The sequence below is a fragment of the Paenibacillus sp. GYB004 genome, assembly GCF_036577605.1.
Taxonomy (GTDB): Bacteria; Bacillota; Bacilli; order Paenibacillales; family NBRC-103111; genus Paenibacillus_AB; species Paenibacillus_AB oceani.
This window is the reverse complement of the sequence record NZ_JARBDB010000067.1, coordinates 65,687-87,412: the sequence shown is the minus strand read 5'-3', so window position 1 is coordinate 87,412 and position 21,726 is coordinate 65,687. Positions and strand designations below refer to the sequence as shown.

At 56.8% G+C, this 21,726-nt stretch carries 24 protein-coding genes and 1 riboswitch; of the genes, 12 read left to right on the top strand and 12 right to left on the bottom strand.

What is annotated here, in order from left to right:
* Positions 1–70 precede the first annotated feature (70 nt).
* Positions 71–706, top strand: a complete 636-nt coding sequence (locus PV433_RS30455) for a YigZ family protein (protein ID WP_190930470.1) — start codon at positions 71–73, stop codon at positions 704–706.
* 55 nt (positions 707–761) lie between these two features.
* Positions 762–1,409 (top strand): thiamine diphosphokinase, encoded by a 648-nt coding sequence (locus PV433_RS30450; protein ID WP_332075742.1) that lies wholly within the window; start codon positions 762–764, stop codon positions 1,407–1,409.
* Between the two features lie 124 nt (positions 1,410–1,533).
* On the opposite strand, the gene PV433_RS30445 is transcribed toward PV433_RS30450, so the two are convergent.
* The 3 genes from PV433_RS30445 to PV433_RS30435 form a co-directional block, all read right to left on the bottom strand.
* A complete protein-coding gene (locus PV433_RS30445) occupies positions 1,534–1,803 on the bottom strand; it encodes a hypothetical protein (protein ID WP_332075741.1) in 270 nt (89 codons plus the stop codon).
* Positions 1,804–1,922: 119 nt separating this feature from the next.
* A complete protein-coding gene (gene dnaN / locus PV433_RS30440) occupies positions 1,923–3,062 on the bottom strand; it encodes a DNA polymerase III subunit beta (RefSeq protein WP_332075740.1) in 1,140 nt (379 codons plus the stop codon).
* Positions 3,059–3,319 carry a hypothetical protein gene (locus PV433_RS30435; RefSeq protein ID WP_332075739.1) on the bottom strand — a complete coding sequence of 87 codons (261 nt, stop codon included), beginning with the start codon at positions 3,317–3,319 and terminating at the stop codon, positions 3,059–3,061. The genes dnaN and PV433_RS30435 overlap by 4 nt, the downstream gene beginning before the upstream one ends.
* A 259-nt stretch (positions 3,320–3,578) precedes the next feature.
* Here PV433_RS30435 and PV433_RS30430 point away from each other — a divergent pair, with 259 nt between their 5' ends.
* From PV433_RS30430 to PV433_RS30420, 3 genes are all read left to right on the top strand, one after another.
* The gene (locus PV433_RS30430) at positions 3,579–4,484 is read left to right on the top strand and encodes a hypothetical protein (RefSeq protein ID WP_332075738.1); all 906 of its coding nucleotides are present in this window, start codon (positions 3,579–3,581) and stop codon (positions 4,482–4,484) included.
* 496 nt (positions 4,485–4,980) lie between these two features.
* Positions 4,981–5,460, top strand: coding sequence for an NUDIX hydrolase (locus PV433_RS30425; protein ID WP_332075737.1), 480 nt, complete (start codon positions 4,981–4,983; stop codon positions 5,458–5,460).
* 109 nt (positions 5,461–5,569) lie between these two features.
* On the top strand, positions 5,570–6,937 hold the full coding sequence (locus PV433_RS30420) for a UDP-N-acetylmuramoyl-tripeptide--D-alanyl-D-alanine ligase (RefSeq protein ID WP_332075736.1): 1,368 nt from the start codon (positions 5,570–5,572) through the stop codon (positions 6,935–6,937).
* Between the two features lie 22 nt (positions 6,938–6,959).
* Here the strand turns inward: PV433_RS30420 and PV433_RS30415 are convergent, their stop codons facing one another.
* Both PV433_RS30415 and PV433_RS30410 read right to left on the bottom strand, forming a co-directional pair.
* The gene (locus tag PV433_RS30415; RefSeq protein WP_332075735.1) at positions 6,960–7,697 is read right to left on the bottom strand and encodes a YwaF family protein; all 738 of its coding nucleotides are present in this window, start codon (positions 7,695–7,697) and stop codon (positions 6,960–6,962) included.
* A 475-nt stretch (positions 7,698–8,172) separates the two neighbouring features.
* Positions 8,173–9,924: a methyl-accepting chemotaxis protein gene (locus PV433_RS30410; RefSeq protein ID WP_332075734.1), complete on the bottom strand. Its 1,752-nt coding sequence runs from the start codon at positions 9,922–9,924 to the stop codon at positions 8,173–8,175.
* Between the two features lie 212 nt (positions 9,925–10,136).
* Positions 10,137–10,222, top strand: a riboswitch (cyclic di-GMP riboswitch).
* Positions 10,223–10,285: 63 nt separating this feature from the next.
* Between PV433_RS30410 and PV433_RS30405 the strand changes: the two genes are divergently transcribed.
* Positions 10,286–10,552, top strand: coding sequence for a hypothetical protein (locus PV433_RS30405; RefSeq protein ID WP_332075733.1), 267 nt, complete (start codon positions 10,286–10,288; stop codon positions 10,550–10,552).
* A gap of 118 nt (positions 10,553–10,670) precedes the next feature.
* Positions 10,671–10,898, top strand: a complete 228-nt coding sequence (locus PV433_RS30400) for a hypothetical protein (RefSeq protein ID WP_332075732.1) — start codon at positions 10,671–10,673, stop codon at positions 10,896–10,898.
* Positions 10,899–11,103: 205 nt separating this feature from the next.
* Here the strand turns inward: PV433_RS30400 and PV433_RS30395 are convergent, their stop codons facing one another.
* The 3 genes from PV433_RS30395 to PV433_RS30385 all read right to left on the bottom strand — a co-directional run bounded on the left by PV433_RS30395 (position 11,104) and on the right by PV433_RS30385 (position 12,932).
* Entirely contained in the window at positions 11,104–11,787 is a 684-nt protein-coding gene (locus PV433_RS30395; protein WP_332075731.1) for an MOSC domain-containing protein, read from the bottom strand.
* Positions 11,788–11,866: 79 nt separating this feature from the next.
* The gene (locus PV433_RS30390; protein WP_332075730.1) at positions 11,867–12,463 is read right to left on the bottom strand and encodes a hypothetical protein; all 597 of its coding nucleotides are present in this window, start codon (positions 12,461–12,463) and stop codon (positions 11,867–11,869) included.
* Complete coding sequence (locus PV433_RS30385) at positions 12,453–12,932, bottom strand: hypothetical protein (RefSeq protein ID WP_332075729.1); 480 nt, start codon at positions 12,930–12,932, stop codon at positions 12,453–12,455. The genes PV433_RS30390 and PV433_RS30385 overlap by 11 nt, the downstream gene beginning before the upstream one ends.
* 211 nt (positions 12,933–13,143) lie before the next feature.
* Here PV433_RS30385 and PV433_RS30380 point away from each other — a divergent pair, with 211 nt between their 5' ends.
* Entirely contained in the window at positions 13,144–13,512 is a 369-nt protein-coding gene (locus PV433_RS30380) for a LysM peptidoglycan-binding domain-containing protein (RefSeq protein ID WP_332075728.1), read from the top strand.
* Between the two features lie 77 nt (positions 13,513–13,589).
* Here PV433_RS30380 and PV433_RS30375 read toward each other — a convergent pair whose 3' ends face one another.
* Entirely contained in the window at positions 13,590–14,651 is a 1,062-nt protein-coding gene (locus PV433_RS30375) for an acyltransferase (protein ID WP_332075727.1), read from the bottom strand.
* 130 nt (positions 14,652–14,781) lie between these two features.
* Here PV433_RS30375 and map point away from each other — a divergent pair, with 130 nt between their 5' ends.
* Positions 14,782–15,549 (top strand): type I methionyl aminopeptidase, encoded by a 768-nt coding sequence (gene map, locus PV433_RS30370; protein ID WP_332075726.1) that lies wholly within the window; start codon positions 14,782–14,784, stop codon positions 15,547–15,549.
* A 134-nt stretch (positions 15,550–15,683) separates the two neighbouring features.
* On the opposite strand, the gene PV433_RS30365 is transcribed toward map, so the two are convergent.
* Positions 15,684–16,382 (bottom strand): DNA alkylation repair protein, encoded by a 699-nt coding sequence (locus PV433_RS30365; RefSeq protein ID WP_332075725.1) that lies wholly within the window; start codon positions 16,380–16,382, stop codon positions 15,684–15,686.
* Between the two features lie 255 nt (positions 16,383–16,637).
* On the opposite strand from PV433_RS30365, the gene PV433_RS30360 reads away from it, so the two are divergent.
* On the top strand, positions 16,638–17,597 hold the full coding sequence (locus PV433_RS30360; RefSeq protein WP_332075724.1) for a D-2-hydroxyacid dehydrogenase: 960 nt from the start codon (positions 16,638–16,640) through the stop codon (positions 17,595–17,597).
* Between the two features lie 27 nt (positions 17,598–17,624).
* Positions 17,625–18,833: a glycerate kinase gene (locus PV433_RS30355; RefSeq protein WP_332075723.1), complete on the top strand. Its 1,209-nt coding sequence runs from the start codon at positions 17,625–17,627 to the stop codon at positions 18,831–18,833.
* 548 nt (positions 18,834–19,381) lie between these two features.
* Here the strand turns inward: PV433_RS30355 and PV433_RS30350 are convergent.
* Positions 19,382–19,528 carry a hypothetical protein gene (locus PV433_RS30350; protein ID WP_190930490.1) on the bottom strand — a complete coding sequence of 49 codons (147 nt, stop codon included), beginning with the start codon at positions 19,526–19,528 and terminating at the stop codon, positions 19,382–19,384.
* Positions 19,529–20,124: 596 nt separating this feature from the next.
* Between PV433_RS30350 and PV433_RS30345 the strand changes: the two genes are divergently transcribed.
* The gene (locus tag PV433_RS30345; protein WP_190930492.1) at positions 20,125–20,346 is read left to right on the top strand and encodes a DUF1128 domain-containing protein; all 222 of its coding nucleotides are present in this window, start codon (positions 20,125–20,127) and stop codon (positions 20,344–20,346) included.
* Positions 20,347–20,416: 70 nt separating this feature from the next.
* Here the strand turns inward: PV433_RS30345 and PV433_RS30340 are convergent, their stop codons facing one another.
* Positions 20,417–21,640: a glycosyltransferase gene (locus PV433_RS30340; RefSeq protein WP_332075722.1), complete on the bottom strand. Its 1,224-nt coding sequence runs from the start codon at positions 21,638–21,640 to the stop codon at positions 20,417–20,419.
* Between the last annotated feature and the right edge of the window lie 86 nt (positions 21,641–21,726).

Below are 21,726 nucleotides of genomic sequence, written 5' to 3'. Positions count from 1 at the left end.
GAGCGGGAATGTGCGGGAGTTGCCGCCGCCCGCTCTTTTGGCGCACATAACGGACGAGAGGAGGATTCGGATGAAGCTGGAGCAATACCGGACCGTGCGGCGGCAAACGTCTGCCGAGATCGTCATCAAGAAGTCGCGGTTTATCGGTCACGTGAAGCCGGTCGAGAGCGAAGAGGAAGCGGTCGCGTTTATCGAGGAGATCAAGAAAGAGCATTGGTCGGCCACGCACAATTGTTCGGCTTATGTCGTAGGGGAACGGGACGAATTCCAGAAACAATCCGACGACGGGGAGCCGAGCGGAACGGCAGGCAAGCCGATTCTTGAAGTGATCAAGCAGCAAGGGCTCAAAAACACGGTCGTCGTCGTGACCCGTTACTTCGGCGGCATTATGCTCGGAGCGGGCGGGCTGATTCGCGCCTATACGGATGCCACTGTCGAAGGTTTGGCTGCGGCAGAGCCGCTTACGCTGGCGCTTCATCAGGAAGTGCGGGTCGAGATCGATTACACGTGGCACGGGAAAGTCGAGAACGGGCTGCGCGGCCGGGGTACGATGCTCGGAGAAACGTTTTTTACCGACAAGGTGACGATTGCGTGTTGGCCCCGCGCGAAAGAAGCGGAGGCATTTCTCGCCTGGATGACCGATCTGACGCAAGGTCAAGCCCAGCTTACGACAGGTACGGTGGAATACCGGGAAGTTCAGGAGTAGGGAAGCCTTGGAGTTGGAGAATATCAAGTCATTAAATACACGGGGGGTTAGACGCGTGTCATCCCGAATTATCATCGTTACAGGCGGTACGGTCGGCGATTGGGTGAGCGGCTATATCCAACCCGGGGACTTGCTCGTAGGAGCGGACCGCGGGGCGTTGTTTCTCGTGAGGAGCGGCTACCGGCCGGCTCTCGCGCTCGGAGATTTCGACTCAGTGACGGTTGAGGAGCTGGATGAGATTCGGCAAGGCAGCGACGTCTTGATCGATTGCGATCCGGTTCTGAAAGATTGGACCGATACCGAGATGGCGTTTAACTGGGCGCTGGATCGCAAGCCGGGCGGCATCGTATTGTTGGGAGCGCTTGGCAGCCGGTTCGATCATTCGCTTGCCAACGTTCACTTGCTGCGCAAAGCACTTCAGCACGGAATCCCTTCCCTCATCGCGGATCGCCACAATGAACTGAGACTGCTCGGACCCGGTCAGGCGACGGCATTGCACAAAGGCAAGTTTGCCAACGTCTCCTTGCTTCCGCTCAGTGCGGAAGTAACCGGGATTACGCTGCAAGGTTTTCTGTATCCGCTGACGGAAGCGACGTTATCGATCGGGCAATCGCTGGGCATCAGCAACGTTATCGTCGAAGAGAGCGGGCATGTCTCGATCCGGGACGGCATGCTGCTGGTCATTCAGAGTAAAGACGAATAGCAGGCGACGGCTTGGACCGTAACCTGCTGTTTTTTTGCACGATATAGAGATTTCGAAGTTCCATCGGGCTTAGCTTTCGGGAGCCTGCGCCCTGTCTTGCGGAGAAATCGGATACAGGCTGGCTTCAACCGTCTGCCTCGTGATCCGGATCGGGGGACGGCTGTGTCCGCGACATATACTTGTCATACCTGTTGTCCACTTCTTTCGCCATCCGCCTGAAGAGCAACGTCTCTTCGACGATCGGGTCGCGCTCCATCTGCACGCGCACTTCGTACCGGGGGCTCAACCGCCGAACCGCCGCTTCGTCAGGAGTCGTTTCCTCCATCTCCCCTTCGGTCAGGGCGTCCGCCAAGTTTTGCACCAATTGTTCGCTGTTCTTACCGCGCTGCTCCATAATTGTTCACCTCCGGATAAGATCTATCTGGAATGGTCCGCTTTACTTTTCCCGGTCCGTCAGGAAAGAATACATTCGTGTCATATCCGCCCAAATACGACTGTGCGGTAACGGTGCGATCATCGCGACGTACGGATAGGCGTAAGCAGATACAGGGAGGAGGAACCGGTCCCCGTATCCGGTTCGGCGGCGATCGGGCCGAGCTTGTCGTAAAAGCGCAGCATCAGCGGACCGCCGGCGATTGCCCGCAAAATATCCGTCATATATTTGCCGTTAAACGAGACCCCCATCGTTTCTCCCGCTAAGGTCTCGATCGGCACCTCTTCCCTGACATCGCCCACTTCGGCCGCTTGGCCGACTAGAGCTGCGGATTGGGCAGAGACTGTATGCAAGAAAACGACACACCCTTCGCCGGACAGTAAAGTCACCCGCTCGATCGCCTGCAGCAGCTTCTCCGTATCGACCTTTAATTCGCAGCTGGGCCTTGCCGGCACCAGCTTGTCGATGGGAGGGTAAGAGCCGTGCAGAAGCGAGCAGCTTAGCGTCATATCCGCCGTGCGGAAGCGGATCAGCGATTCATCGGCATCGATCCGCGTCTCCCCGTGATCGTCCTGCAGCATTTTGGCCAGCTCGGCCATGCATCGTCCCGGGACGATCGCTTCGAACGGGGGAGTATCGCCTGATTGTTCGATCCGTGAGGTGGTGGAGGCGAAACGCACGCTGTCGGTGGCGACGAGCTTCAACTGCTCGCCGTCGGATCTGCACAATACACCGGTGAGAATCGGCCGCGTCTCGGAGGCCGAAACGGCAAAAACGACTTGCCGGATCATCGACTTCAATACCGCATTTGGCAGCCGGAGCTGCAGCGTCGGCCGTCCGATTTCAGGCGCAGCCGGATATTCCTCGCTATCTGTACCGCACAGGCGAAACAGCCCGCTGCCCGCACGGATGCACAGCATGGACCGGTCAGTTCGTTCCAGCTCCACCGGTCCGGGAGGCAGCTTGCGCACGATGTCCGCGAACGTCCGGGCGGGGACGACGAGGCCGTTGTCTTCGGTTTCCCGCGGCAGACCGGGCATCGGAATACGGATGCCGGTACGGATGACCATCGGCGAGCTTCCTGCAAGCAGCGTGATGCCTTCCCGATGAATACGCAGCACCATACCGGCCAGAATGGGAAGCGGGCTGCTGGGTGGAACCGCCCGCGCCGTCTGCTGCAACGCATGAAGCAGATCCGCTTGCGAGACTTCAATTTTCATAAACCCTCCTGCCGTTCCGTCTTCGCTGCGAAATGATTCGTAATCAGCTCGCGGATCCATTCCGACTTCGTCTGATTGCTTTCCCGGCACCGGTTCTCCAACTCGGCCCATGCGAGTTCGGACAGTGTAAGCGACAGCTTGCGCGTCTGGCCGATCGCTTTGCGTCCGGCGCCTTCCCGGGGACCGCCGCGCGAGAACATGGCGCTGATCTGGCCTTCCTGTCGGGGGACGATTAATTTGATCTCTTCCTCGTTCAAATGCGGATCACCGTTTTCTTTCGTTAGAATAAAGTAACTTTAATCATAATAGTTGCTGATCTAAGCGTATCACAGTCTCGTGAAGCGGGCAACTGTGTTCTTTTTAGCGGAATCGGATAAATTACCAATATATTGAAATTGTGTTATGCTAGATGGAATACTACGCAGACAGGTCAGAATACCTGGGATGGGTGTTGACTAAGTACCGGGCTGGCTTGCTGTTGAGACTGCCTTGTAACAGAACTGGAGGTTTTCAGGGATGAAGACGAATACAACCCGGCTATTGCCCGCCGAATTCAGAGATGATCGCATCTTGATCCGGCTTGTTACCAGAGACGGAGTGCCGCTTCAGCTGCTGACTGATACGGGAGGAGGTCTGGTGCTTACTGAGGAGGCTGTCCGCAAGGCAGGGCTGGTCCCGGACTCGACGGAAGTCGTCGGGAACAAGACGTTCCCTGCGGTCGATTTGCCCTTTGGCGAGGAAGACGAAACTGTTCCTCCCTTACTGATCGGAGGGCGTCCGGGCAAGTTTCTGGTAATGTCCGAGCCGAGGGGAGTGCTGGAGGGGCTGGACGGACTGATCGGCCAAGCCTGGTTTGCGGATCGGGTATGGGTTTTCGATTATATCCTTAGGCAGTTTATTTACGATCCTGACGTAATAGCCGGGGGAGCGATGAAGGATAGCCCTCATACGGTGCCGCTCGGATTTTTGCACAATGATCAGGGGAGCCGGATGAACAGCTTTCCGCGTATTCAGGTCAAGATCGACGGAGAGGTCGTCGATTTGCTGTTCGATACGGGAGCATCGATTGAGCTGAGCGAACAAGGAGCGGCGGGGTATGCCGACGACGGGGGACGGGTACGAGGGACAAGCTTCATAACGTTAAGCTTGTTTCAGAAATGGAAGCGCCGCAATCCCGATTGGCGGGTGATCGAACGGGCCGAGCAGCATACCGGCTTGCCGGTCATCGAAGTTCCGGAAGTGGAGGTTGCCGGGTACACGGTCGGACCGGTGTGGTTCACCGCAAGGCCGGATCCCAACTTCCATACGTACATCTCACAGTGGATGGATAGGCGGGTGGAAGGAGCTCTCGGCGGAAGCTGCTTTCGCTATTTTCGGATCACGGCGCATTTCCCGGAAGCTTGGGCTTGCTTTGAACGATAACACATATTCAGTCTTCGTCCATTGCGTATGGGGAGCGGCTTTGCGGCCGTTCCTTTTTGTTACTATAAAATGCTTAACTTTGCTTTGCAAAGATTTTTGCAAAGAAACGACTCCGCTTATGCGGGGTTCTAGTGGAAGGAGGGATCGTTTAGTCGCTTAGAGGGTTTCTTATTGTACCCGGCAAGTGTCGCAGCGCAGGCTGTTCATCGTGTCGGTACGGAACCGTGCTCTGGCTTATAGCCGAAAGGGAAGGAAGCGGATAAGAGCGGTTTGGAGTCTTTATTTGGTCCGAAGCCCGATTGGATGGGGAAATAAGAGCGGTTTGGGGCTCTAAAATCGGCGAACAAGACGAAATCCTCCCTATTTGATTGAAATAAGGGGTACAAACCGCTTTTATACGCCTGAGTTTCCCGAAAAAACAATCATGATGATATCAGCCCCAGGAATAGGATGGATAAGGTATATTGGATGTATCTGAACGAGGTGGTGATGCGAAGTGGAATATGTACCTCCGAAGCATGTTGTAGCTGTGGGTGCGCTGGTCCAAAACGAAAACGGAGAGGTGCTGCTGGTCCGAACACATCGGCGCTCTGATACGTGGGAGATGCCGGGAGGCTGCGTCGAGGCAGGGGAGCCGCTGGATGAAGCGGTAAAGCGGGAAGTGTGGGAAGAGACGGGAATCGTCATCCGTCCGATCGGAATTACAGGCGTCTACTACAATGCGACCAAGCAGGTCCTGGTTGTCGTCTTTCGAGCGGAATACGTCAGCGGCGACATCCGGATTCAGCCGGAGGAAATCGCGGAAGCGAGATATATCGGGTTGAACCAATCCAACATCGGCGATTACATCACTCGTCCGCAGCAGCGATCCCGCACCCTCGACTCAATGGAAGCGAAGGCTATGGTCCCTTATGAAACCTGGGAAGTAAACCCGGCCTACAACTTGTTATCCAGGTTGCAGCACGGCGGCGGCTGAAGGCGAATTTCCCTCAACCAACAGGCCGTCAAGACGGGAGCGAAGCGGCAACGAACAAAGGTTCAGCTGCACGCTCCACCGGCAATTCAAACGCAAAGGGGGACGAACTGTGATTCGAAGGAAATTGTCGCAGATCGCGTCAATGGCTGGAAGCCGCGGCGGAGTGCCGCCATCTTTCGGAGAGGTGAATGTCCGGGGCGTGTCTATCGATTCGAGGACGATTCGTCCGGGCAATCTGTATGTCCCGATCGTTCGGATCAAGGACGGCCACGATTTTGTGGAAGAAGCGTTTGCCAAAGGAGCAGTCGCGTCGCTCTGGCAGCACGGCCACCCGAATCCCCCGTCCGGCGTACCGCTTCTGTTCGTCGACGACTGCACGGAGGCGCTGCAGCGTCTGGCTGCCGGCTATCGCGGCGAACTGCCGGCGAAGGTGATCGGCGTTACCGGAAGCAATGGCAAGACGACTACGAAAGATATGATCGAATCGATTCTCGGAACGATGTACAAGGTGCACAAAACGAAAGGCAATCTGAACAGCCAGATCGGCGTTCCTCTGACGCTCTTGGATATGGAGCCGGATACCGATGTCGCTGTCATCGAGATGGGAATGAGCGAACGCGGCCAGATCGGGCGGTTATCCCGGCTCGCCCGGCCGGATATTGCCGTCATTACGATGATTGGCGTATCGCACCTGTCTACCTTGGGCAGCCGGGAAGCGATAGCCGAAGCGAAGCTGGAGATTGCCGCCGGTCTTAGGGAAGGCGGGGTGCTTGTTTATAATGGGGACGAACGTTTGTTAGTTGAAGGCGCAAGCAGCCGGTTGCCATTCCCCCGCACCGTTCGTTTCGGAACGGACGCTTCCCACGATCTCGTGCCGGGTGAGGTTGGCGACGATCCCGGGGGAACCTGGTTCAAGCTCGACGACGCCTCGTATCGCATCCCGCTGCTCGGCCGGCATAATGTGAACAACGCCTTGGCGGCAATCGCTGCAGCGAGGCTGCTCGGCATTCCCAGGGAGCTTATAGCGGCAGGTTTGCAAGCTGCAAAAGTTACCGGGATGAGGATGGAAGTGCTGCATTCGTCTCTAGGCTATACGATCATTAACGATGCCTGGAACGCCAGTCCGGTGTCGATGAAGGCGGCGATCGAGACGTTCGAGCAGCTCGGCGTCGGCGGGAATAAAATTATGGCAGCCGGAGATATGCTCGAGCTCGGCGGCCGGGCGGCGGAATTTCATCGGGAAATCGGGCGGATGTTGAATCCCGAACGTATCCAATATGTCGTTACGATCGGAGAGCTTGGCGAAGAGATCGCCAAGGAAGCAGCGAAGGTGTATCCCCCGGGGCATGTGGCGGCGTTCAGAAGCAGGGAGGAGGCGGTCGGATGGATTCGGGAGATCGTGAAGCCGTGCGATGCCGTCCTCCTGAAAGCGTCTAGAGGAATGGGGCTGGAGAAAGCGGCGGATGCGCTGATGTAAAGGCCGCCTGGCCGGACGCTTGTTACCCAGGCTTGTTCTGTTGTTCGGTCGGGGAAGCGGGAGTCAGGGCAAACGGAACATACAGCAGCAGGAACAGGAAGAAGGCGGCCGCCTCGAGCGACAACAAATACCACGGATACGGACCTAACCAATCGAGCAGGGAAGGCGTTTCCGGCTTGCCGGAAAGAAACATGTAGTTGCCGCCGGTGACCGCATTGACGAACAGGATGACGGGGAGCAGCACGTTCAGAAATCCCATGGCAAGCAGCACCGAGCGGAAGGTCGGCCGGAAACGCTCGACCCAAACCATATAAAAAACGGCCAATAGAATCGCGATATGGGCGGCGAAAAATTCGAGAAACCGGAAATGAGGATAATCGTAATATAGCACCGGCGTCAACATCGCCTGCATCGCCCCTCCGATTCCTGTGAAGTAAGCGATTTCAAATAAAAGCCGGCTTTTGAAAAAAAGCATGAATACGCATAAGTACAAGGTGATACTGCAGAGCTCCAGCGGAAGCGTATCCTTGACGCTGTACACGTCCTCGGTCACATACCATACGTTTAGCGATAATTCCGACAAAGCGAGCACGCCGGCGAGAGCGTACCGGCCGTAACGGCTTCTGTTTCCGTACCGGAACCAGCGGCGCAACCCATACAGCATCAAGAGCAGGACGACCAGAACGGCCAGCGCTCCCAGATGGGAAGCGGAGTAAGCGGCAAATCCGGCCGGATCGTTCGCATCCAGAAAACGGTTCATTAGCACCCCCCCTTGCTTCTTTCTAGCGGTTCTTGCTTTATTATAACCATGAAATCTCCGGATTTTCCAGATAAATCCGTTTGAGGGTTCCGATCTTGTGCGATCAAGGATACGCAAAAAAAAGCGACCCGCAAGCAACGGGCCGCGGGTCGTAACATTTATATATGAAAAAAGGGGGTCGAGAATTAGTATAGCGCGCGAACATTAGAGAGAGATGAAAATCAGATTGCAGTTTGATTACAAATAAGGCGAGCCTTACTGGACGGGGCGATTATGCTCCTGAACGTCCGGAAATCCTTGTATCCCGGCGGCTGCGATGAAGCGCAAAAAAAGCGACCCGCAAGCAACGGGCCGCGGGTCGTAAACATTTATATATGAAAAAAGGGGGTCGAGAATTAGTATAACGCCCGAACATTAGAGTTCCATGAAAATAACATTTCAATTTGATTACAAAATAAGAAGGAGTCCGTGCGCTTTACGATTTGAATTTGTCGATTACGCTTCGCAGCTGCTGCGCCGTATCGTGCAAAGCGGTGGACGAGCGGACGATTTCTTCCATGGATGCGAGCTGCTCTTCCGAGCTGGCCGCGACTTGATGCGTGTACTCGGTCGCCTGCTTCGAGATGTGCGCCAGTTCGGCGATCGAGGCGCTTACCTCCTGCGAGCTCGCGGACATCTGCTCGGACGAGGCGGATACCTCCATAATCTGACGGGTTACCTCTTCGATCGAACCGACGATGCTCGTAAATAAACGGTCGACCGATTCGACGGTTTCGGACATGCCCTCCACTTCGCTGGCTCCCGTCTGCATCGTCTGGATCGCTTCGCGGGTCCCCGCCTGGATCGAATCGACGAGATCGTGGATCTGGACCGCAGCTTGTCGGGACTGCTCGGCGAGCTTGCGGATTTCACCGGATACGACGGCGAAGCCGCGGCCGTGTTCCCCGGCCCGGGCCGCTTCGATCGCCGCATTCAGAGAGAGCAGGTTCGTCTGTCCGGCGATGGTCGAGATGAGCGATGTAATCGATCCGATCTCGTCGGATAACCGGCCCAGCCGTTCCATAGAGCCGGACGCGCTGTTGACGGCACCCTGAATGGCCGTCATCTGTCGTCTGTTGCCGCGCACCTGCTCGCTTCCCTGTTCGGCGAGCAAGTACGCCTGATTGGACGAATCGGCTGCGGTTACCGCCGACTCCGCGATCCGCTGGACACCCTGCGCCATCTCCTCCATCGCTTTGGCGCTTTCCTCCGAGCTCGTCAACTGCCGCTCGGTACCGGCCGCTACCTGCTCGATCGACATGGCGACGTGGCGGGCAGCTTCCGATGTCTGCTCCGATCCTTCGTGCAGCGTCTCGGCGTTCTCGGCGACGACGTCCGACGTCTCGCGGATGCGCCCGATCATCTCGCGGATATTGCCGATCATGACGCCGAAGTAGGCGGCCAGCTCGCCGATCTCGTCCTTGCGCCGGATCGAGACCGATTCGGTCAGATCCCCGCCGGCCACTTTCTGAGTAATCCGGGTCAGTTCGCGAACCGGCCTGATGATCCATACGATGACGGCGATCATCATTGCCACGGCGATCGTCCCGGTGAGGAGGCCGACCAGCAAGCTGGTTCTCAGCTTGGCGTCCAGCTGATGCTGTACGTTGGCATAATCGAAATCAATACCCAAAATGGCCGTAACGCCGCCATTCTCATCGCGTATCGCACTCAAAATACTGACCCATGTTCCATAATCGTCGGAAAATACGTCGGATACCCCGATCTCGCCGCTCTCCGCCGCCCGGATCGCTTTCGTAAATGCCGGAGGCAGCTCGTACGGAGTGGAAGGCTGGAAGCCGGAATCGGCAAGCGATTTGTTCGCGAGCATGATCGTCATCGCGGTTTTGCCCCCGGATTCGATCGTTCCGGGATAGAGCAGATACGTATTGGCCACGCCGCCCGATCCGGTGTACAGGTCCATATAAGGTTGAATAAGGGCAATGCCCGGCTGTGCCGGATCGGCTTTTTTGTTGGTCTTGATAAAGTCTTTGAGCGAAGCGAACTTTCCGGCATGCTGCTCGACAGACTTGTGCACCATCTGCTGGTACTGTTTGAGCTCGTTATAATACTGATCCTTTTGCTGCAAATAAGAAATTGCGGCTTGTCCGGCCGTCATCAACAGTGCGCACAGCGCGGCGAAAAAGCTCAGCTTGGCAATGATGCTCCGGCTCCAATGAGTAGACATGCTCGTTCCCCCTGTATATGAATTTCCCTTCCGCCATCTCAGCATCCGGGTATACTTTTTATTCGACAAGAACCAACACAAAGTGAATAGTGCCAAAGCAGCAAAACGAGTGCTCGAATTTCATCTTGACTTTGGAAGATTTCGTCTAGATAAATGTCCCGTAATATTGTATAGTAAAAGGTAATACGGGTATGAAAGTGCGTTTCTGAGCAGGACGACAAAGGCAAACCGGACGAAAGTCCGGGACGCAAAGCCGACGGGCCTAAGGAGGATTCTCTAAGGCGGCCGGGTTGCCGAAAATGGTTGGAGGCGAAGCTGCTCCATCAACATTCGGTAGACTACACTTCTTAGGAGGAACTGTATGTTGAAGGAAAGATATTACTCGACGGTGGAGTATTTTGACAAATTTGGCAAAGTGAGCAAGCAGATCGACATCTATTGCGAGCTCGGCAAAAAACCGACTGTCGGCGATTTCGTCGAAGCGTTCAAAAATTCCGGTCATGAAGTGGAGCTTACCGATTTCTTGAATCTCACCTTCAAGCCAAGACAGCCGCTGGCTACTTCCGTTACGTCGATTAAAGTAGTCCGGACGATCAAAGATCATACGTTCAAGCCTTGTGCTTGCTAATAGAGGAAATATGGAAAGACCGGCAAAGTCCAGCCTTCGGATGAAGGTTGAGCCTTGCCGGTCTTTTTTGGGTAGATCAAAGTTTCCGCCGTACTAAAACGGGGATGGGGCCATCTGCTTGTCGAGTCAGCAAGTGCCGCAAGTGCTGCAAGTGCCGCAAGTGCTGCAAGTGCCGCAAGTGCCGCAAGTGCTGCAAATGCCGCAAGTGCTGCAAGTGCTGCAAGTGCTGCAAGTGCTGCAAGTGCTGCAAGTGCTCCAAGGCGGCAGTACTGCAAAGTCGCCTATCGTGGGCGGCCGTTTAGCTTTAGCCTGTTGTCCAGCTCCAAGCGGGGACAGAACCGAATAAGAGCGGTTTGTATGCTTTATTTTGTCCGAAAACCGGCCTGGACACGACTAAAGGCTCCTATTTGGTTGGTTAGAGTTGGTTAGTTAGCTCATTAGTTAATTAGTTAGCCAGTTTGCCATTTAGCCATTTAGCTAACTCGCACATATGTCGTTTCAGCGAAGCTAAACGCGCTCTGCTCGCAAAAAAGATGATGCAGAGCCGAGGGTTACGGCTTCCCGTTTAACCGCTCGCCTTCGGACGGTTCGGTTCCTGCGATTCGTTTCTCGAAAGAGGCCCGCCAGTTGCCCGACAGCTCCTCTACTGCTAGCAGGGCGGCGATCCCGTCCAGGTTGATCTTGTCGTGATGTTTGATCGTGTTGGCGTATTGAACGGTTATGCCGAGCGGGTGCCGGCGCTCCAAGGTCAGAGGGGCGCTCCGGTCGAACAGTCCCGGCGTCAGCACGCGGCAATAAAAGCCGGTGTAGCCCGTATGCTGCACCCGTAGCGCGAGGTCCGGGATATCGTATTTTTTGGCCAGCTTGTGGCACGGCTGCCGGGGCTGCGTCACTTGAAGACGTACCTCTCCTGAGGCGTAAATATCGCCGATACATACCCGGTCCTCCGTCATGCCGAGCACCGTCAAATTTTCCCCAAACGCCCCGTAACTCATAGTCCGGTTCAACTCGCGCTCCCAGTGAGCATAATGCTCGAACGGATAGACGCATACGGCTTTGTCCGGTCCTCCGTGGTGGACGAGATCGGCCTGGCCGTCGCCTGCAAAATTCGTCGCGGTCAGCAGCACCGGACCTTGCTCCGCCGGCTGCTTGAAAATCCCCGTTTCTACTGCGGCGCCTTTGTAGATGAACGACTGCGGTTTACCGACATTAAGCGATACGATGCGAATATCCATGACCCGATCTCCTTTATACGTTCCTATCTGTACAGCATACACGCTGAGAGGATGCGCATCAACTCAAGCCGGCGGGAGATCAGCGTATTTCGTTGCGTTCCGGAGTAAGCTCGTATAGAGTCCGGTCCTGACTGTCATAGGCGATCAGTTTGTCTCGGGGATTCCATACCGATGAACGTGCCGGAAGTGCCCGGATCACTTGATAAAGTCCATTTTGCACTGTGACGTCCTGGGATACGCCGTCCTGCCAGACAACCTGCAGCCTGGCGATCGCGGGATCATTTACTTGGCCGGAGTAGTAAAAAAACCTGTAGTCCTCTATCGTGGTCATTCCTCCGCCGAAATCTACTTTTATTCCGGGATCTAGAGACATTCGAAAGCTGCCTCCGCCTGGGTTGCTCCATATCATCCCGAACTTGCGCGCAACAAATATCCGGTGGTACAAGCCGTTCTCCCGGTCTGCCAACAACACGGAACGCACGCCGCGTTCGCCCGGGTCTACCGATACGATAGCCGCATCGGGAAGCTCCATTCCGCTTAGCGCCTGACGGGTCACGCTTGTAAGTTTCCATGGTTCGGGCCCGTAGGAAGCTCTGACGATAAACGTCAAAGCGGCCGTTATGAGGAGCCAGCGAATCACGTGCCCGATCCAAAGTCTCGGCTTTTTACTCGCCATGGCGACCGCTCCCTTCTAGCGAGAGATGAAACGCGAACGATTGTCCGTAGGCCGGTTCCTTGTTGCGGATCATTAATGACCGGATCTGATCAGGGACATTTTTAAATACATAGTAACCTTGGGCCCGCAACACACTATGGCTGCTTCCTCCCCCTGAATATTGCAACGGCACTCGGGAGTCGGTCTCGATCTGAAGGTTGGACGGCAGCTTGCTGTAAGGACCGAGTCCGGTTCCCGTCATATAGACGCTCAGCTGGCCTTTGCGATAAATGATACCGTCTATGCGAAGCTTGCTGTCATAATACGTTTGGCGATCCGGACTTCCGGGGTAAAAGCTCCCTTCCTTTTTAGCCTGCTTGATGTCGCGGCTGAAATGATGCATGTCGGAAAAGGGGATGACCATGGGGACGAGGTGCAGGACGAGGAGGATCAGCAGCACCCATTCCACAGCAGCCGTCATTTTTCTCATCGTTCGGTTCACCGCTTTCGTTTGCTTTTATAATAGGACGCGCGAAAAACAATGAGGTTGCGGGCTGAAACGGATATGTGCGAAAAGTCCGGAATACCGATGCGGAGTTATGCAGGGGAGCCGGGCGGATGCCCCGAGCCAAACACCCAGCGGGCGCATACACTGGTAAGGGGATACGATCCAACGATCAGTGTGACGGGAGGAATCATGAATGAATTACGTCGTACAGCCCGGCGATACGCTGTACTCGATCGCGAATCGTCATGGCGTATCGGCACAGGCGATTATGCAGGCCAACGGCCTTTCGGCGCCGGGGACTATTTATGCCGGGCAAAGGCTGTTTATTCCGCTTCCGGTTCAGCCGGGCTTTCCGTTTCCGCCCGGGCCGTTCCCGCCGGGACCTTTTCCTCCGGGGCCTGGACCCGGACCGGGGCGCCCGCTCGAGCAAAGGGTTTCCCGTCTGGAAGCGGAAACCGATCAACTGCAGCGGCAGCTCCGCCGCACGGACAACGAAGTCGAACGCCTCGGCCAGCGCGTCAACCGTCTGGAGGAGCGCGTCCGGAGGCTCGAAGGGCGTTAAGCCGACCAGGCCACAAAGAAGGGCGCTCCCCTGGGGAAGCGCCTTTTGCATGGTTGTAAGGATGTTCTGTTCGCTGCTTATTTGCCGAATAACAGCCAGGAGCCTTTCACCTTCTTCAGCAGATGGACGACGGCCCACGGAACGGTGAAGATCAGTAGAATATTGCCCCATACGGCGATATGGTAACCCGCCTGTCCGACAGGCACGCTCACTAGCGTCCCGTAATAGGACATAAGCGCCACGTGTGTAAAATAGATGCCGAACGAGGCTGCGCCAAATGAGGATAATACGGCGGTGAGGCGCGGAGCGTTCTCGACGCAATGGCGGCCGATCCAGATCAAAGCCATCGCCACCAGGGTCGGGTACAGATTGAACATCAGCTCGTACTCCCACGCCTCGACCCGCATGCCGCGAAACGCCTGCAAGGTGATAAGCAAATAAATCAGGCCCACCGATGCGGCCGCGGCAGTCATCCACCAGATGTTCCGGTTCAGCCATCCGACGAACCGTTCATAATGCATGCCGATCGATCCGCCGATACAGAACACGGCGAAATACGTAATGAACAGCCGGTCGCCGTACTGCAGAGGCGTATCCTCGAATTGCCGGTACACGAAATAACCGGCTTGGACGAGTATGCCGAACAGCCATAAGTAACGGCCAAGCGGACGCCACAGTTTAACGAGGGAGATCAGCAGCGGGAAAAGGGCGTACATCTGCATGATGATGACCATAAAATACAAATGGTAAGCGGCCAGCCCCCAGGGGAGCAAATCGGCGAATTGGCTTAGAGAGAAGTGGATTTTGACCGTAGGGTCGAGCCACTGGTTGTACATGTAATAAAAGACCGACCAGATCAGGTAAGGGATCAAAATAAACTGCAGCCGTTTCCGGTAGAAACCGGGCGTACGCCGGACGGTCCATGTGTCGGAGTAACTGTAGAACAAGACGAGACCGCTTAAGAATATGAACACCGGCACTGCAAAAATGCTCAAATTGTTAATGGCGAAATAAAACGTGCTGGACCGGGAGCCGAGCGGCAGATCCATTCTGGAGGAAGATGTCCCGTGAATGAGAAGCACCGCCGCGATCGCCACCGCTCTCACGATGTCCAGCTCCCATAGTTTTGGTTTGCTCAAAAGAACCGCTACCTTTCGTAGTGAATCAGCGAAATTGCCGCCAAATCCTAAGTATACTTGAAACCGGCCGGGATTCCCACAGAAATCCTGGCGGATTTCGGGAGAGTCCGGGGGAGAGGGAGTGAGCCGTATGACCGAGTGGAAAACCAAGGAGCAGATCGCCCGGATGGCGAAGGCAGGGGCGGTGCTCGCTTCATGCCGGCGGGCGCTGAAGCGCTACATCCGGCCGGGAATATCGACGCTGGATATCGAGCGCTTCGTCGAACGGTTTATGGACAATCATGGGGTTACGCCCGAGCAGAAAGGATATAACGGCTATCCGCATGCAACGTGCTCCTCGGTTAATGAGGTCGCCTGCCATGGCATGCCGGATAACAAACCGCTGAAGAGCGGCGATATCGTCACCGTTGATATGGTTGTCAACCGGTCCGGCTGGCTGGCCGACTCCGCCTGGACGTATGCGGTCGGTGACGTGCCTGCGTCTTCGCTCCGGCTGATGAAAGCCGCCAAAAGATGTCTGTACGCCGGTATTTCCCAAGCCTGGCCGGGCAAAAGGGTCGGCGATATCGCCGACGCGATACATCGGGTTGCGAGCGCCGGGGGTTACTCGGTTTTTGCCGATTTTACCGGCCACGGCATCGGGCAGTCGATTCACGAGTGGCCCCCGGTCCCCCACAGCGGCAAGCAGGGCCGCCGGGTTCGCCTGGAGAAAGGGATGGTCATAACGATCGAACCGATCCTGACAGCGGGTACACCCGAAGTGAGGATCGATCCGGACGGCTGGACCGCGAGGTCGGTGGACGGCAGACGATCCGCCCAATACGAGCATACCGTCGCGATTACCGGCTCCGGTCCGCTGATCCTGACGCTCCCTAAGCCGAGACTGTATGTCCGGTAGGCTGCAGCCCGGCCTGCCAACTGATGGTACGGGAGCCGTTCCCCGTCTAATCGTTTCGCCCGCCTTTCACATCCGATTCTCGCCTCTATCGCCTTGTGGGATCATGCCCTTAGCTTATCCGGCCCTTCTGGGCGTTATGCCGGATCGGAGTCTCCCGTCAGGCGGCGTTCCAGCCATTTGAGTGCCTCCCGCTCGCTGAGCGGCGAAAGCGCATGGTTTGCGACAAACCGCCGTACGGCGTCCGCATCCGTTTTCGAATATTCGCGAAGCGCCCAGCCGATCGCTTTACGGATAAAAAACTCCGGGCTGTTCTTCGTAAGGCCGATGTAGCGGAACAATCGGTCGGTGTCGGTGTTTTTCTTGTACTTCAGCTGATACAGCAGGGCTGTCCGCTGCAGCCACATATTCTCGCACGCGATCCAGCGTTCCGTAAGAGGACCGGTCAGGCGGGCATGCCGGAGCAGCAGCGGGCCGATCAGATTGGAGGCCAGGGCATCGACCGTATCCCACCACGATTTGTGCACGACCAGCGACTCGAGCAGGTCCAGATGACGTTCCTCCAGCCGTTTGACGTGCTTGGCAAGCAGGTCGAGAGCGGCATACTGATACTCCCGTTGGGGCAGCTCCCATAACGCCCGTGCCGTCTTTTCGAGCTGATTCGCGCTTGGTGATTGGATCCGGGACAACCACTCTTTGACGATCGCGCTTCGTACGGGCGACTTGATTCCCCAGAAATCGAACTGTCCGCGCATATAGGCGGTCATCGCCGCCGCCTCGCCGAGGTTTGCGGCAGCCTCGAAACTCCTCTGCAAGTCGCAGGTCCATTCCTTCATCGTATTGTTCCCTTCATAGGTAAGAATAAGGGTTGGCAGCCGAGACCTGTCGTTTGTGAATACGATGCCAAGCTAGATTTCGAAAAAATGGCGAATCGTGGCGTTACCATAGTTCCTTTGGTCTAAAATAGGATGTGAATCAGTTCGACGAAGCTCCGCGCAAGTCCTGCCCGGGGAACGGAAATGTTGGCGTCCGGGACGACCTTGCGATACAATGCAGCTATACAGCCGCTTAACAGACAGGAGGAACGAAACATGAATATCGTAGTATTGGACGGGTATACGCTGAATCCCGGCGATTTGAGCTGGGAAGGGCTCGAAGCGCTCGGAACGGTGACGGTCTATGACCGGACGCCTGCTGAATCGATCGTCGAGAGAGCGAAGGGAGCCCGTGTCATTCTGACGAACAAAACGCCGCTTCGCGCCGAGGTATTGAGGCAGCTTCCGGAGCTGCAATATATCGGCGTCCTGGCAACCGGCTACGACGTGGTCGATACGGCCGAAGCGGCGAAGCTGGGAATCACGGTAACGAATGTGCCGGCGTACAGCACAGCTTCGGTTGCCCAATTAGTGTTTGCCTTGCTGCTCGAGTTATGCCAGCAGGCGGGCCTGCACAACGAAGCGGTCCGGAGAGGCGAATGGGCGGGTTGTCCGGATTTCAGCTTTTGGAAAACGCCGCTCGTCGAGCTGGCCGGCAAAACGCTCGGGGTGGTAGGGATCGGCGGCATCGGTGAGAAAGTGGCCGAGATCGGACAAGCCTTCGGCATGAATGTGATCGCGACGAACCGCAGCGGCAAACGCCCGGCGCTCGAAGGAGTGCGGCTAGTTTCGATCGGGGAGCTGTTCCAGGAAGCGGACGTCGTTACGCTTCATTGTCCGCTGACTCCGGAGACGGAAGGGCTGATTCAAAAAGCGACGCTTTCGCAGATGAAAAAGACTGCGTTTCTGATCAACACCGGGCGCGGTAAGCTGATCCGGGAAAGCGATCTGGCCGATGCGCTGAATGAGGGCGTGATCGCGGGAGCCGGACTGGACGTGTTGTCTTCGGAACCGCCTGCGGCGAATAATCCGCTGCTGTCCGCCCGCAATTGTATCATCACCCCGCATGTAGGGTGGGCTTCGTTTGAAGCGAGAGGACGATTGATGGATGTGGCGGTAAGCAATGCGGCCGCTTTTGCCGCCGGTTCGCCGGTTCATGTTGTAAACCGTCTGTAATCGCACGGATAGAATGGGGGAAGCGGGATGGAGAGGTACGAGGCCGGTAACGGGACGAGCGGACGAGGGACTAATTTCCGCGTGGTGGTGGCGCCAGATTCATTCAAAGGCAGTTTGTCGTCGGTAGATGCAGCGGAGGCGATCCGCTCCGGTATTCGGAGAGCGGTTCCCGATGCGGAGGTCGTCATCGTGCCGATGGCAGATGGAGGAGAAGGCACCGTGGACGCGGTACTGGCGGCGGCCGGGGGCGAGCGGATCGAGGCGGAAGTGACAGGCCCGCTCGGCGAGCCGGTAAGAGCGGCGTACGGACTTCTTCCGGACGGGCGTACCGCAGTCATCGAGATGGCGGCTGCTTCCGGGCTGCCGCTTGTAGGGACGCACGAGCGCGATCCGCTCAGAGCGACGACCTACGGCACGGGACAGCTGATTCGCGATGCGCTGAAACGCGGCGTACAGCGGATTCTGATCGGTCTGGGCGGAAGCGCCACGAATGACGGCGGCATGGGCATGGCGCAGGCGCTGGGCGTCCGGTTTGCGGATGCGGAAGGCCGGGAGCTTGCAGCCGGCCGGGGCTGTGGGGGCGAACTGGAGCGCATCGCCTCGATCGACGCGAGCGGTCTCGATCCCCGGTTCGCGGCGGCGGAAGTGACGGTGCTGAGCGACGTCACCAATCCGCTATGCGGCCCGGACGGGGCTTCGGCCGTATACGGCCCGCAAAAAGGCGCGACGCCTGAGATGGTCGAGCGGCTCGACCGCGGCCTCGCCCATTATGCGGAGCGGATTGCGGCGTGGAACGGCAGGCAGGTCGCGGAAGTGCCCGGTGCCGGAGCGGCGGGTGGCCTAGGGGCCGGGCTGCTCGCCTTCGGCCGCACCGAGATGCAGCCGGGCATCCGCGTCGTGATGGAGCTCGCCGGTTTCGGGCGGGCGGCCGAAGGTGCCGCGCTTGTCATTACCGGCGAAGGCCGGACCGACGGGCAGACGGCGTTCGGCAAAGTGCCGGCCGGCATCGCGGAAGCGGCGGGCGTGCACGGCGTGCCGGTCGTCTGCCTGTCCGGCGGCTTGGGCGACGGCGCGGAAGCGCTGTATGACCGCGGCATCGCCGCGCTGTTCAGTATTGCGAACCGTCCGATGACGCTGAACGAGGCGATGGGCGACGCCGCCGCGCTGCTTGCGGAAGCGGCGGAGAACATCACCAGATTGTACCGCGCTGGTCTGGGAGCGAGAGCGGGGGACTAAAGCGGTAGTGTGCCGGCTGGTGGGATACGGAAACTGAAGGCTGGATGCGGGATGCTGAAAGCTGAACGCAGCATACTGAACGCTGAACGTGAAATAAGAGCTATTTACCGTTCTTAATTTGAACCAAAGAGTAACATTTGGCTAATTAAGAGCGGTTAGAGACTCTTATTCCCCTCAGAAACGCCGAATTTAGCTGGAACGCCAAAAATAAGAGCTGCGAACCACCCTTATTGCGGGCCGAATTGCAATTTTCGGCTGAATAAGGGTGGTAAACCGCTCTTATTTTAATGGACAGCCATGGGAGCCGCCGGTTTAAAGGGAACGGCGGAAAACCGTGGCTTCATTTTCCCAATCGTTATGACGGGAGATCTGGTTTGATGCCGTGATGATCGTATCGTCCGGTGGGTCTTTCATCCGAATTACGAATTACCTGAGATCACCGAGGTTATCCGAATTCATCAAGATCATGCCGAGCCCTGAGATTACCGAGATCCCGAGATTACCCCAAATCACTCGACCTTACCCGAACTCCCCCGGTTCACGCGAACTTACTCCGACTTCCCCGACTTTTCGCCTCGCACGGTTTGTTCCGAGGCTTCTTTCTCGACTACGTCGTTGACGAAGGCCATGTCCTGGTTTTCCGCCTTCATGTGGGCCGTTCCTTTGTAGTTGCCTTTGTGGGTTTTGTTTTCCATTGGATTTTGCTCCTTTTCCGGTATAGATCGCTGAATCGGCGCGTACACGTAATACTGTGTGCATCCGGGAACAGGATTATGCGGGAGAGCTGCACAGGAGGGGAACGGACGTTCTTGCCGCCGGAAGAAAAAGAAGTGAAGGACGGACGGGGAGGAGGGAGGAACGTGGGGGCATCGTTCCAACTGTGGAGGATGCAAAACCGAGGTTGGGCGGCCGACGTATGACCGGGCGCCGCGCACTCGAGGTGCGGTCCGGCGGGACGCTGCCTGTGCCTTTAAACGATACGGAGGATGGACATTCGGCGCGTAGACCGGGAGACAAGCGGAGCGGTCGCTCGCGGAGATTCACCGCCACAGTCATAGCCTATAACGCATTTTGTCTTCTTACCTTTATTTCCCTTTATCGGTTTCCGGTGTATCTTTCAACCCCAAGGGCCGCGGCGCGGTGGGGCTTCAGCCCTCCCAGTAAGCGGTAATGCAAGAAACGGCATCCTTCTAATACTCCGGCAGGAACAATCGAGCGATCTTCTATGGGCTTTCCCGGACCGGCATGATACAATAGCAACAGTCTACCGAAGAAGAAAGGGTGAGAATCGATGGATCTAACGATCAAATCCGAGGCGAATGTGGCATTCATGATTGAGCAGATCAAGGAAAGGCTGAACGTTGTCGCAGCCCAGTCGATCAAGCCGGACCATTTCGACATCAATAAGTATGAGGACCTGGTGGATATGTATGATGTCGTCATTAACAAACGGCATTTCAGCATCCGCGAGATCGAAGCCCTTTGCGATGAATTGAGGCAGCTCAAAAAGTAGCGGTATTCTTCGGGCTATTGAAAATCGGCCGATTACGCAAAAAATAAGAGTCCGTTCACGAGACGGACTCTTATTTGCCTAGCTGCGGACCGCTGCCGCCGCCCTGACTGTCGCTGTCCCGCATGCTGCGCAGCCGGTCCAGTGGGTAGAACGTGCCCCGCCAATAGATGCCGCCGCGGCGAAGCGTCAAGTAAACCGAACGGGACAGGACGACAATCAGCATCCAGACGGCTGCAGGGAGCGCCCAGGCTTCCTTTCCGGAATCCTTCGACATCCGCCTCGTGCTGGCGACATATAAACCGACCAGGATGGCCGCGCTTGCCGCATAAGCGAAACCGCCCCAGGTCGGAAGCAGCAGCAAGCCGGCGAACGGGCCGAAGAAGGCGAGCAACTGGCCGAGCATCCCGAAGACGGCCATCGGCAGTCGGTAACCGAAGCCGGAGAACAAGTTTTTCTCCAGCCCTTTGACAGCTTCTTGCAGCGTCGGGTACCATTCGACCTCCAAATGGTTTTTGCCGATCAACAGCCGCTGCTTGAACCCCGCCCGCTTGACCAGCGCGCCCAGCCGAAGATCGTCGTCGGGACGCATCGCCAGCGCCCGGTGGGTGCCGATAGCTTCATACGCTTTGCGGGTAATCAGATTAAAGGCGCCGATTCCGGTTCCGAACTTGATCTGGCGGTCATCGTTGGCACGCCACAGACGGAGGAACAGATTCAGCGAGAACATAAAATATTGCACGAAAGCGCGCAGCCAAAAGCTGCGTGCGATCATAAGCGGCGTCAACGTCAGATGATCGGCTCCGCTCGATTCGGCGTAGGAGAGAGCGTCCCGTATGGCCGTAGAGCGGAAGCGGACGTCTGCGTCGGTGAATAAGAGATAAGAGCCTTTGGCCTGCAGATAGCCTTGGTACAGGGCGTGGTTTTTGCCGAGCCAACCTTCCGGAAGCGCCGTGATATGGACAACCTTAAGCGGGATTGCGGTGGACGGTCGTTTCTCGGACCAGCGCTTCAGCTCGTCCAGCCGTCTTCCCGTATCGTCCTGGGAACGATCGTTAATTGCAATAATTTCGAGCCTGGGGTAGTCCTGCTCCAGCAGGTAACGTACCGTATCCGTGATCGACGCTTCTTCTTCCTTGGCGGCGACGATGACCGATACGAGCGGTGTTTCCCCTTTCCGTTTCGCTGCCGGGGCAAAAGGAAGCGGACGGAGCAGCTTGAGCCCGGCCGAGGCCGACAGCAGCATGACCAGCCAATACAATAGCGTAACAGAGCCCAGAAGATCAAAAAATCGCATGGACGTACTCCTTCGGATGTAGGTACGGTATCGTTTATTCATTGTAACACACCGGTCGGGAAAGCCAAGCGGAAGGAGATAACGAA